This is a genomic window from Lacimicrobium alkaliphilum (assembly GCF_002591895.1).
Lineage (GTDB): Bacteria > Pseudomonadota > Gammaproteobacteria > Enterobacterales > Alteromonadaceae > Lacimicrobium > Lacimicrobium alkaliphilum.
This window is the reverse complement of sequence record NZ_NISX01000017.1, coordinates 1-16145: the sequence shown is the minus strand read 5'-3', so window position 1 is coordinate 16145 and position 16145 is coordinate 1. Positions and strand designations below refer to the sequence as shown.

13 protein-coding genes are annotated in these 16145 nt (G+C 48.9%); 9 read left to right on the top strand and 4 right to left on the bottom strand.

The genetic code is table 11. From position 1 onward, the window contains the following. Positions 1-149: 149 nt before the first annotated feature. Positions 150-1508 carry an MATE family efflux transporter gene (locus CDA54_RS15070; protein ID WP_099035864.1) on the bottom strand — a complete coding sequence of 453 codons (1359 nt, stop codon included), beginning with the start codon at positions 1506-1508 and terminating at the stop codon, positions 150-152. An 899-nt stretch (positions 1509-2407) separates the two neighbouring features. On the opposite strand from CDA54_RS15070, the gene CDA54_RS15065 reads away from it, so the two are divergent. The 4 genes from CDA54_RS15065 to CDA54_RS15050 all read left to right on the top strand — a co-directional run bounded on the left by CDA54_RS15065 (position 2408) and on the right by CDA54_RS15050 (position 9008). Next, entirely contained in the window at positions 2408-3022 is a 615-nt protein-coding gene (locus CDA54_RS15065; RefSeq protein WP_099035863.1) for an ANTAR domain-containing response regulator, read from the top strand. Positions 3023-3025: 3 nt separating this feature from the next. Next, positions 3026-4123, top strand: a complete 1098-nt coding sequence (locus CDA54_RS15060) for a CmpA/NrtA family ABC transporter substrate-binding protein (protein ID WP_099035862.1) — start codon at positions 3026-3028, stop codon at positions 4121-4123. Between the two features lie 595 nt (positions 4124-4718). Continuing rightward, entirely contained in the window at positions 4719-8051 is a 3333-nt protein-coding gene (locus tag CDA54_RS15055; protein ID WP_099035861.1) for an amidohydrolase family protein, read from the top strand. Between the two features lie 183 nt (positions 8052-8234). After that, positions 8235-9008 (top strand): substrate-binding periplasmic protein, encoded by a 774-nt coding sequence (locus tag CDA54_RS15050; RefSeq protein WP_099035860.1) that lies wholly within the window; start codon positions 8235-8237, stop codon positions 9006-9008. 138 nt (positions 9009-9146) lie between these two features. Here CDA54_RS15050 and sppA read toward each other — a convergent pair whose 3' ends face one another. Next, positions 9147-11006 carry a signal peptide peptidase SppA gene (gene sppA / locus CDA54_RS15045; protein ID WP_099035859.1) on the bottom strand — a complete coding sequence of 620 codons (1860 nt, stop codon included), beginning with the start codon at positions 11004-11006 and terminating at the stop codon, positions 9147-9149. 191 nt (positions 11007-11197) lie between these two features. On the opposite strand from sppA, the gene CDA54_RS15040 reads away from it, so the two are divergent. From CDA54_RS15040 to CDA54_RS15030, 3 genes are all read left to right on the top strand, one after another. Beyond that, positions 11198-13225, top strand: a complete 2028-nt coding sequence (locus CDA54_RS15040) for an NADPH-dependent 2,4-dienoyl-CoA reductase (RefSeq protein ID WP_099035858.1) — start codon at positions 11198-11200, stop codon at positions 13223-13225. A gap of 237 nt (positions 13226-13462) precedes the next feature. Further along, a complete protein-coding gene (locus tag CDA54_RS15035; RefSeq protein WP_099035857.1) occupies positions 13463-14074 on the top strand; it encodes a DUF6151 family protein in 612 nt (203 codons plus the stop codon). Further along, a complete protein-coding gene (locus CDA54_RS15030; RefSeq protein ID WP_143452309.1) occupies positions 14061-14540 on the top strand; it encodes a DUF6265 family protein in 480 nt (159 codons plus the stop codon). Before CDA54_RS15035 ends, CDA54_RS15030 begins: the two co-directional genes overlap by 14 nt. 3 nt (positions 14541-14543) lie before the next feature. Here the strand turns inward: CDA54_RS15030 and CDA54_RS15025 are convergent, their stop codons facing one another. Together CDA54_RS15025 and CDA54_RS15020 are read right to left on the bottom strand one after the other, a co-directional pair. Then, positions 14544-14768: a helix-turn-helix domain-containing protein gene (locus CDA54_RS15025; protein WP_099035855.1), complete on the bottom strand. Its 225-nt coding sequence runs from the start codon at positions 14766-14768 to the stop codon at positions 14544-14546. A 10-nt stretch (positions 14769-14778) separates the two neighbouring features. Further along, on the bottom strand, positions 14779-15300 hold the full coding sequence (locus CDA54_RS15020) for a DUF2975 domain-containing protein (protein ID WP_099035854.1): 522 nt from the start codon (positions 15298-15300) through the stop codon (positions 14779-14781). 76 nt (positions 15301-15376) lie between these two features. On the opposite strand from CDA54_RS15020, the gene CDA54_RS15015 reads away from it, so the two are divergent. Continuing rightward, positions 15377-15730 carry a hypothetical protein gene (locus tag CDA54_RS15015; RefSeq protein ID WP_099035853.1) on the top strand — a complete coding sequence of 118 codons (354 nt, stop codon included), beginning with the start codon at positions 15377-15379 and terminating at the stop codon, positions 15728-15730. Further along, complete coding sequence (locus CDA54_RS15010) at positions 15718-15954, top strand: hypothetical protein (protein ID WP_099035852.1); 237 nt, start codon at positions 15718-15720, stop codon at positions 15952-15954. The genes CDA54_RS15015 and CDA54_RS15010 overlap by 13 nt, the downstream gene beginning before the upstream one ends. Positions 15955-16145 lie beyond the last annotated feature (191 nt).

The window sequence follows — 16145 nt, the reverse complement described above, 5'->3', positions numbered from 1 at the left end:
GAGATAAAATGAATAAAGCGCAGCGGTGTAGCCGGCAAGGAGCGAAGCGGATTGCGGGGTTGCGTATTCCCGGATTCCGCTTCGCTTCATCACGGGCTACGAGCTGCCTTCAGCACTGACATAGTGTGTGAACAGCGAATGATCCCAACTTAACCCGCAATAATTTCTTCTTCTTTTACCCGCTGGATATAGGCCAGCCGCCAGCCCAGGAAGATGGCGGCGCTGGTCAGGCCGACAATAAAGCCAATCCAGAAGCCGGTGGCCGCCATTTTCGGCACTACCCAGTCTGTGAGCCCGAGGATGCAGCCAGTCGTTAATCCGACGCCCCAGTAGGACAAAAAACTAATATAGAACATGGCTTTGGCATCTTTGTATCCACGCAGGGCGCAGCCGGAGATCACTTGTATGGCATCGGAAAACTGAAATACCGCCGCCAGAAACATCAGATCGGCGGCCATACGCACCACTTCGGCATCATTGCTGTAAAGTTCGGCAATTTCAAAGCGCAGTAAAAAAGAAATGCTGGCGGTAACAAGGGCGCAGCCAATACCAACAATCCAGGCCCCATGTACCGATTTCCTGGCATTCAGAGGCTTCTCTTCACCCAACAGGTAACCCACTCTGATAGCCACAGCCAGGCCAATGCTCAAGGGAATCATAAACATCAGTGCGGAGAAATTCAGCGCTACCTGATGTGAGGCCACAATCAGCGCGCCAAAGGGAGCCAATAGCAAGGCCACTACAGAAAACAGTGACACCTCAAATAGAATCGTCATTGCTATGGGCAGACCCAGGCGAACAATTTCGGCGATTTCAGACAGCCGTGGTGCATACCATTGACTGAAAAACGGATAGCGGGACATTTTGCGGGAAAACTGGGTATAAGCCCAGGTGCACACCATCATTCCGGTAAACACCAGCGCAGTGGCAATACCGCAACCTGCACCGCCAAATGCCGGAAGCCCCAGTTTGCCGTAGATAAACACATAATTGGCCGGGATATTGATTAAAAGGCCAATAAACATAATGGTCATCGACGGACGGGTTACTGACAAGCCCTCACAATACTGGCGCAGTACCTGATAGATGGCGAAGGCGGGCATTCCCAGAAGCATATACTGAAGGTACTCAAGTGTTATGCGTTGTAGCTGGGGCTCCATATCCATTACCGAACCCAGCTGTGGTACCAGAAAATAACAAAGCGCCAATGGCAACGACATAAACAGTGACAGCCACAGTGTTTGCTGTCCTTTTTCCGGAATCTCATCGATCCGTCTTGAGCCATCCAGACGGGAGACGATAGGGGGGAGTGCCAGAATGATGCCTTGCAGGAAAAACAGGATCGGCAGAATGATGCTCGACGCGATAGCGACAGCAGCCATATCTGTTGCTGAGACCCGGCCAGCCATAATGGTGTCGGATACTCCCATCAGAGTTTGTGTAACCTGTGCAATCAGCAAAGGCCAGGCAAGTTTTACCAGTTGTCGTATTTCGTGAGCAAGACTCATAGATCAAAGATTCGGGAGCAGTATTTCGGGCCGTCTTTATACCATAAAGACACCAAAGCAGCCCGCGATTTACTCCGCAAAACTGGCAGAGATTACAAAAGGATACTTTTCACCACTGAGGCACGGAGGTCACAGAGGTTGTAAGGCTTTTATTCTCCGCGTCTTAGCGTCTCTGCGAGATAAACAAAAAACAGATCGATCTCGCAAAGGCGCAGGGGCGGGAGGTCAGAAGGTATTTACCCTGTAGCCCGTATAAAGCGAAGCGGAATAAGGGTCTGAACACGAAAGACACTAAAGGCACGAAAAAGAGCGATTTCACCACGGAGACACAGGGAGCACAGAGGTTATAAGGCTTTTGTTCTCCGCGTCTTAGCGTCTCTGCGAGATAAACAAAAAACAGATCGATCTCGCAAAGGCGCAGGGGCGGGAGGTCAGAAGGTATTTACCCTGTAGCCCGTATAAAGCGAAGCGGAATAAGGGTCTGAACACGAAAGACACTAAAGGCACGAAAAAGAGCGATTTCACCACGGAGACACAGGGAGCACAGAGGTTATAAGGCTTTTGTTCTCCGCGTCTTAGCGCCTCTGCGAGATAAACAAAAAACAGATCGATCTCGCAAAGGCGCAGGGGCGCAGAGATCTCAAGGTATTTATCTCTGTGGTTATTTTTGTCTTTTACCGTGGTGAGCAAGGCTTTTGTGCCTGACTTGTGCAGTTGTTGCACCAAAATAGTGCTGGCAGCTTCCTGTCTGCCGTAAATATTGGCGTTTATCCGCAGACTTTATGGGGAGAGGCCGGTAACAAGCTGATCTTAAAGTTATCTTTTATGCTGGCGTGAATGTTGCGTGAATGTAACTTTACGCAACGCTCGCAGAGGGTGTACCGAGGATTATTCTGTCTATGAACAGCCACCCAAACGTCGCAGACAAAGTACTGGAGATCCTGTTGATCGATGACGATTTAGACAGGGCTGCAGCCTTTAGTTCGGCATTGGATCATTCGCGCTATCACGTGTCTCATCTGGTCAGTTCACGCACCTCGCTGCTTAGGGAAGTCGATCAGCTAAAGCCGGATATTATCGTTATTGATATCGAATCACCGGACCGGGACATTCTTGAAAGTCTCAGTACTTTATCCAGTTTTAATCCCAAACCCGTGGTGATGTTCTGTGAACAGGATGACTCGCAGCTGATCAATCAGTCGGTGCAGTCTGGTGTTAGTGCCTATGTGGTTGGCGATGTGCAAAGTGCCAGGGTGCGTTCAATACTGGATGCCGCCGTAGCGCGTTTTCAGCAATACCAGACTTTGAAGCAGGAACTGAATGAAACCAAACATAAACTTGAGTCGCGACGGGTGATTGAAAAAGCCAAAGCGTTGCTGATGAATAAAAAGAATATGAGTGAAGCCAAAGCCTTTAATACCATGCGTAAGATGGCGATGGACAGTGGCCAGAAAATGGAACAGGTGGCCAGCACTCTTCTTTCCATACTCAACACGTTAGACGAAAAGGAGTAACAGATGCAGCCGGCCAATAAAACACAATTGCAATTGGGTTTCGTGCCTCTGACTGACAGTGCGCCATTGGTGATGGCTAAAGAGCTGGGTTTTTTCCAGGCAGAAGGGCTGGATGTCGCGCTCAGAAAGCAGAATTCCTGGGCTACATTACGTGACAAATTGCAGGTTGGGATCCTCGATGGGGCCCAGATGCTTGCACCTATGCCCCTGGCAAGCCAGTTAGGCTTAGGCGGCAATCGAGCACCGATTATAACTCCCTTCGTCCTGAGTTTTAATGGCAACGCCATTACCCTTTCAGAATCTTTGTGCAGGGAGCTTTGTGAGCTTCATGGTTTGCCGCTGAATAAGCTGCCTTTGCCACTGCCAGCCAGTTTGCTAAAAGCTGTTATTGATAAACGCATACAGGAAGGGCGGCCGGCTATGAAATTCGCTACGGTTTTTGCCTACAGTTGTCACTACTATCAGTTACGACAATGGTTCAGTGATGCCGATATCGAACTGGGAACCGAAGTTGAGGTGCAGGTACTACCGCCTACCAGTATGGTAGCGGCCTTACATGAAGGCGTGGTTGATGGTTATTGCGTGGGTGGCCCGTGGAATGCCAAAGCAGTGAGAGCCGGACTGGGCCTGACCGCAACCAGCTCCTGTGATATCTGGCCAGATCAACCTGAAAAGGTGTTGGGTATCACTCAGAGCTGGATGCAGGCGAATCCTGATACCACCGGGGCTTTGATCAGAGCCCTGAAGCGCGCCTGTAACTGGCTGGAGGAGTTGCCCAATCGTTTTGAAGCGGCTCGTATCTTGTGCTCTGCAACTTATTTAAATGCAGATCTGGACGTAGTTGCGCCAACCCTGCTTGGCAGCTGTCTGGTGCACCAAGGATTAAATCCAAGAACGATTTCCGCTTACAACCGATTCAGAAGTGCCGGCCAGGAGGGTAATAATAATCCCGATTCGTATTATGGCCGGTTTTTGCTTAATCAAATGGTTGAAGCCGGGCACATACAACTATCTCAGTATAAACAAATCGATTCTGAGCAGGTGTTTCGCGCCGATGTTTACGCCCAGGCGTTGCGGCGAGAGCAAACCGCAGTTCTGTAAGGGCAAGCCGTTTGCTGCACAACAACAGGGCGGCCTTGCACTATCAGAGTAGCCCGGCGGGCAAGATTATAACGATAAAATAACATAAGATATTGAAAATAAAGGGTAATTATAGATGGCACGGCCTGTGCTTTAACTAACTTGCGTAAATGTGGAGGGTACTGTCGCCAATGGGAATTGCCGATGGCCACAAGGAAAAATAACGCGGCAAGACGCTGCAGAAAAAAAATAAAAATATGATGCAGCAAGGTCGCTGACAATAACAAGATACCCCCACACAGCTTTGTAATAAAAGCTGAACAACAATTAGTTTGTCCGTTTCAGGCAATGATGCCGGTAACGGGCCAGGCAACGAAGCCCATGATTTCTGTGCAAGCAGAAACATGGGCTTTTTTTTGCGCAATATTTAATATACGTCTGTTTTCCGAACAGGGCCGCACAGATGCTGTCTCAGCATGCTTTCGTATCAATACTCACTTTTGCTTATCCCGTTTACAGGGGGATCTGTCGTTATTTGTCTGCACAGGCTTACAAATCTTGTGCTTTTGTGGCAAAAAAGCCTGATGCTAATCACTATTAAAAACGCAAAAGGCATTTGACTGTGAACAGACGTAAACTGACTACCCTTAGCCTGGCTGTAATACTGGGCCTTAACCTCAGTGCTCCGGTGCTGGCTGAAAGCGAGCAAACTGATAACAGTGCGGAAAAACCCGAATGGGACGTACTTAATCCACCTTTCGAATTTGATACCGTTAAGATTGAAACTGACGAAACCACCTGGTCGAGTCTGGACATTGCCCCGGATGGTCAATCTTTTGTGTTTGATATGCTCGGTGATATTTATACCGTTGGCATTAAAGGTGGTGAGGCTAAAGCCCTGACCTCGGACTTTGCCTTTAATATGCAGCCGAGTATCAGCCCTGATGGTAAACGTATTGCCTTTATCTCTGACCGTGGGGGGAATACTAATGTCTGGACCATGAACACAGACGGCAGTGATCTGAAGCAGGTCACCAAAATTGACAAGGATCTAATTCACTCCCCCAAATGGAGCCCTGATGGGCAGTATATTACGGTTATGCGCGGCATTGTCTCGCGGCGAAGCATACCGGCTGGTGAGGTATGGGTGTTCCATCATTCCGGCGGTGACGGCCTGCCCATTGCCAAGCGCGATGGCGGTGAACATGAACAGAATAATATTGCCGACCCGGTGTTTTCCCCGGATGGTAAATATCTCTACTATACCAAGGATGTGACCGGCAGCAGTGTATTTGAATATAACCGCGACCCGCTGAAAAGTATTTTTGCGATTAAACGCTACGAGCGTGAAACCGGCGAAGAGATCACCATGGTCAGCGGTACCGGCGGGGCAGTAGTGCCGACACCATCACCAGATGGCAAAAAGCTTGCCTTTGTGCGCCGTATTCGTGAAAACACCGCGCTGTTTATTAAGGATCTGGATACCGGTGAAGAAACCCCCATCTATCGTGATCTGGAGCGCGACATGCAGGAGGGCTTCGGCTCTGAGGGCTACTATGCCTATTTTGACTGGAGCGCCGACAGCCAGGATATCCTGTTCTGGGCAGAGGGTAAGTTTAAGCGTCTGAATGTTGCAAGTGGTGACATAGCAGAAGTGCCGGTGACGGTGAAAGCAGAGAAACAGATTGCTAAGGCGCTGCGTTTTGATGTGGATGTCGCCCCCGATGAGTTTGATGTCAAAATGATTCGCTGGGCACAGAAATCTCCTGACGGTAAGCGTATGGTTTTCCAGGCGCTGGGTAAGCTGTATATCAAAAATCTTGAGACGGGTAAGCAGCAGCGGCTGACCAATCAGGATGAACATGATGAATTCTACCCACGCTATTCCAATGATGGTAAACACATCGTGTATACCACCTGGAATGATGAGAATTTCGGTAGTGTCAGAGTGATCCCGGCCCGTGGCGGGAACAGTAAGGTGGTTACCAGCGAGCCTGGTCACTATGCCGAGCCCAGTTTCAGCACCGATGGTGAGATGGTGACGTACCGTAAATTTACCGGTGGGTACATTCTCTCTCCCAAGCGGTCTCTGGAGCCGGGTTTATATGTGGCGGATATTGATTCCAGAGAAAACACTAAAGTCTCAACCTCAGGCTTTGCGCCACATTTTGCCGGGGACAATAAGCGGGTCTATTTTACCGACTATACGCCAGGCAGTAATGCCACCCAACGTAAACTGGTAAGTGTCAATCTGCAGGGTAAAGATAAGCGAGAGCATCTGGACGGCAATAGCGAAGTGATAGAGTTCAGGCTCTCTCATGATAAACAGTGGGTCGCTTTTACTTACCAATATAACGCGTATATTGCTCCTTATGCTGAAACCGGAAAACTCACTAAAGTAGGACCAAACATGACGTCGATGCCGGTCAAACAGGTTTCGGCCCGGGCCGGTGAATACCTGACCTGGCGTGCCGATAATCAGGCCCTGTCCTGGCATCATGGGGCGCTGTTTTTTGAACGAGAGCTCAAACAAGCATTTGATTTTATCCAGGGTGCGCCCGAAGCGTTGCCTGAACCGATGGTGAAGGGTATTGATTTGTCGTTCACGCAAAAGGCAGATAAGCCATCGGGCCTTAAAGCGCTGGTGGGCGGCACACTGGTTACTATGCGTGATGCGGATAATACTCAGGAAGTGATTGAAAACGGTGTCGTGCTCATAGAAGGCAATCGTATTAAAGCGGTGGGTAAAAACGGTGAAGTGGATATTCCCCGTAGTGCTGAAGTTGTGGATATCTCAGGCAAAACGGTGATCCCCGGCCTGGTGGATGCACATGCTCACGGGTCGCAGGGTAGCAACGAGATTATCCCTCGTCAGAACTGGCGTAACTACGCAGATCTGGCCTTCGGGGTGACCACGGTACACGATCCGTCCAATGATACGACCGAAATCTTTTCGGCTTCGGAAATGCAGCGCAGCGGTGAGATCCTGGCACCACGGATCTATTCAACCGGTACCATTTTGTATGGCGCCAACTGGCCTGCTTACAAGGCGATTATAGAAGAACCGGATGACGCGAAATTCCATTTGCAGCGTCTTAAGGATGTGGGAGCTATTTCGGTTAAAAGTTACAACCAGCCACGCCGGGATGTACGCCAGCAAATAATTGCTGCGGGTAAAGAGTTGGGCATTATGGTTGTGCCGGAAGGCGCAGGGCGATTCCTCTACGATCTGACCATGCTGGTGGATGGCCATACGGGTCTTGAGCACTCTATTCCGCTGAATAAAGCCTATTCTGACGTGACCCAGCTGTGGCGTGCATCTGGCTTTGGTTATACTCCCACTTACGTGGTGACAATGGGCACTATGATGGGGGAGGAGTATTGGTATGACCGTACTGAGGTGTGGAAAAATGAACGCCTGCTTCGTTATACACCTCACTATATGCTCGACAGCCGGGCTATTCGCCGGCCCACAGCCCCCGATGAGCAGTACCATCATTTTTCCGTAGCTGAGTATTCCAAAGAGCTCAGAGATAATGGTGTTAGTGTTCATATCGGTGCTCATGGTCAGCGTCCGGGTCTGGGAGCGCATTGGGAGCTATGGCATATGCATCAGGGTGGATTTACTCCCTGGGAAGCTCTGCGAGGCGGTACGATCGATGGAGCGCGCCATCTGGGTATGGATAACGACATTGGTAGCCTGGAAGCCGGAAAACTGGCTGATATGGTGGTGATCGACGGTAATGTGCTTAGTGATTTTAGCAGGTCAGAGTATGTGACCCATACAGTACTAAACGGGCGTATCTTTGATGCAGCAACCATGAATGAGCTGGGTACTGAGCAACAGCGTAAACCGTTTTTCTTTGAGCAGATGAACGTTTCCAGTATGCCCAATCAGACTCAGGCAGAACTGGAAGCCAAGGCTCAGCGGCATCACTGGGTACACTAAATAATAGAAACCAGGAATGCATAAAAAGCGGCTTCGGCCGCTTTTTTTATACGCGCTATGCACCCAAAAATGAGTTGGTGTCAAAGGTATAAAGACAGATCAGTCTGAGTTAAAGTGAAGTACAGGTATGAATTACTGTAATCGTTATTATTGGATTGCTTGATAAAGGATTAAGTTCGAAGAATGAAGCACGACTACTGTATGTTACTGATGTTGGGCTGCCTTATTGCCAGCTCTTTCAGCTATGGCTCCGAGGAGCCCCAATCATCACAGCCCGTAAAACTGGTTACCGGAGATAACTATTTTCCTTATGCGTATGACGGGCTACCCGAGGGAGGCTGGTCTGTGGCTGTTATTGCCGCTGTTTTTGCGAAAATGGAGCAGCCTATTGAAACGGAAATAGTGCCCTGGAACAGAGGTCTGATGTGGACAGAGGAAGGTCAGTATCTGGGAACATACCCCTATGTGTATTCGAATCAGAGAAATGAGAAGTTTTTATACTCCGAGGCGATTAATAAAGTGCCCGCGCGGATTTATGTGGCCCGCAATTCTGGTATTACTGAAATCGGGCATCTGCAGGGTAAACGACTTTGTATACCCCATGGATACAGCGCAGAGGGTATTTACGCAGAGCTGTTGCTTCAATGGCGTATGGTAATGATCCGGGCTCAGAACGGGATGGCCTGTATCAGACACGTTGAAAAAGGCTGGAGTGATGTCGGCCTGACCAACGGCTATATGACCAGTGAGGTAAACCGGGAGCGCTTTGGTATAGGCTCTGATCTGGTAATTCTTGCTCACGAACTGGACCCGATACCATTGTATTTTGTGATTTCCCGCAGTTATCCGGATGCGCAAACATGGATAAACCGTTTTAACACGGCGCTGAAAACCCTGATAGATACAGGTGAGAAGCAACAGATTGATGAGAAATATCGTCAGTGGCTGTCTCAGTAACTGGCGATGGTTATTCCGAAATGACTGTACTGACAGAGGCATTAACTACGCGGATTTGCATTTTGCAGTTCGTTATTCAGCAGGGAAATAAATAAAAAGCCAGCAAATGCTGGCTTTTCTTATACCTTGTGAACCAGGTTATATCTGGCAGGGCAGGCAGTAGGCGTAAGCGCCTTGGGGGTCATTCAGTCGGGCCATAGCATCAAATTCTGACACCAGTTGTTTGACCAATGACAGCAGTTGGCTGTCTTGCTGGCTTTGCAGGGCACCACCGAGTACCACTGAAGCGCCACCAAAAAATTCCTGCCAGAACTTTTCTTTGGCCGACAGATCCCGCTGAATATACTTACTATCGTATTCATCAACTCCGGCAAGCTCGGCCGCTGCGGCGACAGCATCCTCCAGATACCCGAGTTCATCCACCAGACCCAGTTCATGGGCGGTGGTACCAATCCATACGCGGCCCTGGGCAATATTGTCTACCTCGGCTTTTTGCATATCTCTTTCACGCGCCACCAGAGAAATAAACTGGTCATAACCATGTTCAATGTTGCGCTGAATGATATCGGCAATTTTTGGATCTAACGCTCTGGCGGGGCTGAAACCGGCGAACTCAGTGGTGCCCACGCCATCTACATTAACACCCAGGTAATCAAGGGTGTTTTCGTAGGTCATAAACATGCCAAAGATACCGATAGAGCCGGTAATGGTGCTCGGCGCGGCCCATATCTGGTCCGCTCCGGCGGAAATCCAGTAACCGCCTGAAGCCGCATAGGTACTCATTGACACGACTACCGGCTTCCCGGCTGCCTTAAGTTGTTCTACTTCCTGGCGGATCACTTCTGAGGCGAACGCACTGCCGCCTGGTGAGTCTACATACAACACCACAGATTTTACTGAATCATCCATACGAGCTTTGCGAAGCAATCTGGCGGTGCTGTCTCCGCCGATAGTGCCGGCCTTTTGATTACCATTTAAAATGGTGCCTTTGGCCACTACAATGCCCACTTTGTCGGTTTCACTGCTACTGGGTACAAAGGGCATTTTAATGACCTGCAGATACTGCTTGTACGTTATATGGTTGTAGCCTCTTGAGGACTCATTACTACCCGCAATATTGGCAAACTCAGTGCGAATTTCTTCGCGGGTTCGCAATGCATCAATCCAGTTATTTTCAAGCGCATACTGGGCAAAATCGCCTTCTGCTGCATCAAACTTGGTTATAAACTGCTCAAGCTTCTCATCGAAGTTGTCTGTGTCCATGTTACGGGCTGCGCCAACATCCTGTTTATATTGCTGCCACAGCGACCCCAGCCATGCCTGATTGGCTTCTCTGGCAGCGTCAGACATATCGTCACGGATAAAGGGTTCTACAGCTGACTTAAAGGTACCAACGCGGAAAACATGAGTGGTAGCCTTGATTTTCTCCAGCATGGATTTGAAATACATGCGATAACGGCCATAGCCGTCCAGGAGCATGCCGCCCATCGGGTTCATATATACATGGTCGGCACGACTGGCCAGATAATATTGATTCTGACTGTAGTAATCACCTATGGCGTACAGCGTTTTACCACTGGTTTTAAAATCATCCAGAGCTGTACCCAGTTGTTGTAACTTGTCCAGCCCCGCATTACGCAGGCCCTGCAGATCCAGCACCAGCGTCTTGATGCGGTTATCCTGTTTGGCATTGTCGATGGCAAAGATCACATCCCGTAGCAATACTTCAGGGTTTTCTTCCTTCTGATCGAAAGCCTCCTGCATAAATTTCTCAAAAGGATCGACAGCGGTTTCTTCAATAACCAGATCACCTTTGAGATTCAGCACCAATACTGCTTCATCCGGGACGGTGACTTTGCCATCTTCGGATAAAATCGCAACCAGAATAATGGCGGCAATAGCGATGAAGATAATATTAAAAAACAACTTGCGGCTGAAGTTCAGCACGGACCATATGCCGGAGAACAATGCCTTGGTAAAACTTTTTCCTGTAGCCATAAAACAACTTCCTACAATTTAGTAACGCTATCCTATCCAAAGTGAGCCTAATACAAAAACATCAAATGTAATTTTTTATGTCTTTGCCCGGTTTCTTGGCAATCCTGCGTACAACTGTTCGCCCATTAACGGGTGAAATTCCATCCGTTATTGGGTTAGACTGGCAACAGATTAGACCAGTTGAGAAGAATATGAACAAGCACCCTCTGTACCCGAATCTGTTGTCACCACTGGACTTAGGTTTTACGCAGTTAAAAAACCGCGTTCTGATGGGCTCCATGCACCTGGGTCTGGAAGAAGAAAAAGGCGGTCCGGAAAAACTTGCAACCTTCTATGCCGAAAGGGCCGCCGGAGGTGTGGGGCTGATTGTCACCGGTGGGGTCAGCCCCAATCGTCAGGGGTGGGTGTTTCCTTTTGCTTCAAGAATGAGCAATAAGTCTCATGCCATGGAACACAAGGTGATCACCGAAGCGGTGCATAACCAGGGCGGCAAAATTTGTATGCAGATCTTGCACACCGGTCGCTACGGTTATCATCCGATCAATGTGGCGCCTTCTGCGATAAAGGCACCCATTAATCCGTTTAAGCCCTGGCAAATGACAAAAATGGGTATTCGCAGCACCATTAAGGACTATGCAAATAGCGCTGCGATGGCCCGGCTGGCTGGTTACGATGGCGTGGAAATCATGGGCTCGGAAGGGTACCTGATTAACCAGTTTTTGTGCCCGCGTACCAATCAGCGTGATGATGAATGGGGTGGCAGTTTCGACAACCGGGCGCGCATTGCTGTGGAGATTGTAAAAGCGGTGCGGGACAAAGTTGGCAGTGACTTTATTGTTATCTTTCGGCTGTCGATGCTGGATCTGGTGGAAGGCGGCAGCGAGTGGGAAGAAGTGGTCGCTCTGGGGAAAATGCTTGAGGAGCAGGGTGTTACGCTAATTAATACCGGTATCGGCTGGCATGAAGCCAGGGTGCCTACGATCGTTACCTCCGTGCCACGGGCTGCTTTCACCTGGGTTACCGAAAAAATGAAAAAGGAACTCAAGGTACCTCTGATTACCACCAACCGCATTAATATGCCTGATGTGGCTGAGCGGATACTCGCCGATGGTCAGGCGGATATGGTGTCGATGGCCCGGCCATTTCTGGCTGATGCTGACTTTGTGAATAAGGCCGAGCAGCAACGGGCTGATGAGATTAATACCTGTATTGCCTGTAATCAGGCCTGTCTGGATCATGTGTTTAAGAAAAAACGCGCCAGCTGCCTGGTTAATCCCCGGGCCGGATATGAGACTGAACTGAACTTTCCTCTGACTAACCACAAGAAAAAACTCGCGGTGGTGGGTTCTGGCCCTGCCGGTATGGCCTTTAGCTGCTATGCCGCAGAGCGCGGCCATGAAGTTCATTTATTTGATAAGGCTGCACAAATCGGCGGGCAGTTTAACTATGCCAAACAGATCCCGGGTAAAGAAGAGTTCTTTGAGACCTTGCGCTACTTTAACCGCCGCATCGAAATCACCGGGGTAACGCTGCATCTTAACAGTGAACAAACGCTCGAAAGTCTTAAGCAAGGGGGATTTAATGAAGTGATCCTCGCTACTGGTATTATTCCTCGTCCGCTGGAACTGCCTGGTGTGGACAACCCTAAAGTGCTCTCCTATCTGGATGTACTCAGAGATCACAAACCTGTAGGCAAGAAGGTGGCAATAATCGGAGCCGGAGGCATCGGTTTTGATGTGGCAGAATATCTCGCCGAACCACAATCACTGACCAAAGAGCCCGACCACTGGATGAAATACTGGGGCATTGATAAGGAATATCGTCAGCGAGGGGGGCTCACCGAGAGAGAGATTGATAAAACCGAACGGGAAATCTGGTTACTGCAACGAAAAACCACCAAAGTCGGTAAGAACCTGGGGGCCACCAGTGGCTGGGTGCACCGTAAGACGCTGCAAAGCCATAATGTACAGATGGTACCCGGAGTCACATACAAGAAAATTGACGATAAGGGCCTGTGGATTGAGGTCAATGAGCAGGAGAAACTGCTGGAAGTCGACAATATCATTACCTGTGCCGGCCAGTTACCGTTAAGAGAACTTCAGCAGAATCTGGAGCAGGCTGGTATTCCCACCCACCTGATTGGTGGCGCTGATGTGGCCACAGAACTCGACGCCAAGCGCGCTATTCGCCAGGGTGCAGAACTGGCGGCTAAAATTTGATCTAAAAATGGAGCGTAGTTCATTATTGAGGTAAAAAGGGGTCATAGTTAATTCATCATCATCCAATCTGACTGGTTAGTAATTAACTACGACCCCTTTTTGTTCTTTTGATTTATCAGGTTGATAACCCTGTAGCCGACGCTGCTCTTCAGTATGGCCTGTCGGGAAAGTGCGTCAGTGACTATCTGCTGTGCTAGTATGGAATTCAGTCATCTCCTTTGAAACCGTATTCAGAACATGCACAATATTCAATGCCAGTGCGGCAAATTACAGGGCCATATTGTTGGAAATGGAATCAGTAGCCGGGTAGTTTGTTATTGTGCTGATTGTCAGGCATTCGCCAGGTATCTGGAATGTGCCGATAGGGTTCTGGATTCTGATGGTGGAACAGAGATTTTGCAGGTGGCTCAGCATCGGGTGAGGTTTACACAAGGTCTGGAACACCTGGCGATAATGCGACTGGGCAGCAAAGGCTTGCTGCGCTGGCATACTAGCTGTTGCAACACGCCAGTGGGGAATACCCTGAGCAATCCCAGACTGGGTTTTATTGGTCTGATCCATTCCTCTCTGGATAGATCTGCGCTGGAAAAAGATTTCGGCAACAATATTGCCAGAGTGAATGTGGATTCCGCCACCGGCACACCAAAACCTGGGCAAAAAGGGCTGTTTGGTACAGTGCTGCGATTTATCGCGATGATTATTTCTGCCCGTGTGGGCAACCGCTATAAACAATCTCCGCTGTTTACCCGCGAAGGAGAGCCGGTTGCACCAGTAACGACACTGAGTCGTGAACAACGAAAAACACTCAAATATGGTGATGTCACAGGGCAGAATAATGCTCACAACTAGAATAGGAACCGGCATCATCGCCTCAGCGATGGTTTGCTGTGTTTCTGCATTGGAGTTATCTGAACTGTCGTGGATGGGCGGATGTTGGATGTTGGACGGAAAAGCCTCTGGCTCAGGCGAAATGTGGACTGAACCACTGGGCAATATGCTGTTAGGGATAGGGTTTATGTCCAAACAAGACAACGTCAGTCGCTATGAATATATGAGAATTGAAAAACGTGAGTCGGGGGAGATCTACTTTGTTGCCATTCCCTCTGGCCAGCAAGAAACGGAATTCAGATTGACGCAGCACACAGAAAAGCGGGTCGTATTTGAAAATCCCGCTCATGATTTTCCCCAACGCATTACCTATAGCCAGATTGCTGAAGGTGTTATGCAGGCAAAGGCCGGGTCAAAAAAAGATGACTCATACAAAGGGTTCGAATTAACTCTGTTACGAACAGACTGCCAAAGCCCGTCGCGCTAGAAGCTACTCACTCTGTTCATTCTCGTCTGATCTGTATTCGAGAATGTCCCCGGGCTGGCATTGCAGAACCTCACAAATTCTTTCCAGCGTAGAAAAGCGCACCCCTTTTACTCTGCCAGTGCGCAGCAGTGACAAGTTTTGTTCGGAAATGCCGACTTCGCCAGCCAGTTCCTTGCCACGTACTTTGCGTTTAGCCAGCATCACATCAAGATTAACAATTATAGGCATTTCGCTGATCCTATATAAACTGACTATTTTCTTTTTCCAGCTCACCGCCTCTGACAAGCAGGTTGCTCATAACCCATAAAATCATGGCTAATGCGATGACTTTAACTTCACCACTGCCCAAAGCCACAGAGAGTACTTTCTGACCCGGAGGGTGATTTAAAGACAGTAGCACACTGGCCAGCGCAAAATGTACTGGCTTGGCGAGTCCCTGAGCAAAGAGCATGATAGCGAACAGGCGCAGATCACGGCTGTTACTGTGGTTAAAAAGCTGGCCTCTGGAAAAGTTGGCAAAAGCGCGGCGTAAAAAATATAAACCTGCCAGACCGATACTCACATAACCCAGGGTTAGCAACCAAAGGCTGTACCACTGGCCGTCAGATACGGTATGCCATTGTATCGGCAAGCTCAGGTTTGATCTGGCCAGCGAGGCAAAAATTTCAATGTCGATCAGCAGGTATATCGCGGCAACCGGGGTGATGAACAATACTGCGACGCAACCCAAAGCAATGAACAACGAGAAGTGACGAGTCATAATAAATTCTCTTGACGTGGATGTTTAAAGTGAATAACTTATCGTTTTACATTAATTTGTCAAGAGGGAAATAACAATGAACATGCGTTTTTACATCAGCTTAATGCTAGCGCTATTACAATGGATGCCTGCGAACAGCGCCTCAGCACTGACGGTAAAGCAATTTTCCGACATTTGTGCTTCTGCGCCAGAAGAGTGCAGTAAGCTTCCTGTTATTAACGCGTATATTGGCGGCGCTCTTGATTTGCTGGCCACACTTAATGACAGAACTGAGTATCTGCAGCCAATATACTGCAAAGCGCCACAGAGGTTGTTTGATGTGCCAGCGATTGTTGGTTTTATGCAACAACAAACTGAACACAACGCGCAGGACAATGCCATGTTGCTGCTTATCCGTTACCTCGAAGAATATGGCGGATGCAAAAAATGAATGGGTTGAAGTTTGCTGTACTGATATTGCTGGTTGGCGCTACGGGTTGCAGTAATAGGGGTATGTATGAAAATTTACGTATCCATCAGCGTCAGGAATGTCTTGAAAGGCCCCCCTCAGAATCTATTGAATGCCTGCAGCGCACCAATAAATCTTTTGAAGAGTATCAGCGTGAACGTGAAGAGGCGTTAAAAGAGGGAGCTTCGTCGAAGAAATACCAATGACAATATAAAATACAGGGTTCAAGGTTCCTGTTGTTTGCTCATTGGTTCAAACAGTGTAGATAAGGTTGGTTCTGAACCAGGTGGGGGGGCGTTGTTGCCACAACAGCAGGGAGATTTTGGCGCAAAGTGCGTTTGACGGTATGATTCGGCTATATAACCGCTAAACGGGAGACTGTAAAAATATCTGTGTA

Bases quoted from the DNA above. Each gene is read 5' to 3' on its own strand.
- CDA54_RS15070 (WP_099035864.1), bottom strand. From the start codon at position 1,508: ATGAGTCTTGCTCACGAAATACGACAACTGGTAAAACTTGCCTGGCCT.
- CDA54_RS15065 (WP_099035863.1), top strand. From the start codon at position 2,408: ATGAACAGCCACCCAAACGTCGCAGACAAAGTACTGGAGATCCTGTTG.
- CDA54_RS15060 (WP_099035862.1), top strand. From the start codon at position 3,026: ATGCAGCCGGCCAATAAAACACAATTGCAATTGGGTTTCGTGCCTCTG.
- CDA54_RS15050 (WP_099035860.1), top strand. From the start codon at position 8,235: ATGAAGCACGACTACTGTATGTTACTGATGTTGGGCTGCCTTATTGCC.
- sppA (WP_099035859.1), bottom strand. From the start codon at position 11,006: ATGGCTACAGGAAAAAGTTTTACCAAGGCATTGTTCTCCGGCATATGG.
- CDA54_RS15040 (WP_099035858.1), top strand. From the start codon at position 11,198: ATGAACAAGCACCCTCTGTACCCGAATCTGTTGTCACCACTGGACTTA.
- CDA54_RS15035 (WP_099035857.1), top strand. From the start codon at position 13,463: ATGCACAATATTCAATGCCAGTGCGGCAAATTACAGGGCCATATTGTT.
- CDA54_RS15030 (WP_143452309.1), top strand. From the start codon at position 14,061: ATGCTCACAACTAGAATAGGAACCGGCATCATCGCCTCAGCGATGGTT.
- CDA54_RS15025 (WP_099035855.1), bottom strand. From the start codon at position 14,768: ATGCCTATAATTGTTAATCTTGATGTGATGCTGGCTAAACGCAAAGTA.
- CDA54_RS15020 (WP_099035854.1), bottom strand. From the start codon at position 15,300: ATGACTCGTCACTTCTCGTTGTTCATTGCTTTGGGTTGCGTCGCAGTA.
- CDA54_RS15015 (WP_099035853.1), top strand. From the start codon at position 15,377: ATGAACATGCGTTTTTACATCAGCTTAATGCTAGCGCTATTACAATGG.
- CDA54_RS15010 (WP_099035852.1), top strand. From the start codon at position 15,718: ATGCAAAAAATGAATGGGTTGAAGTTTGCTGTACTGATATTGCTGGTT.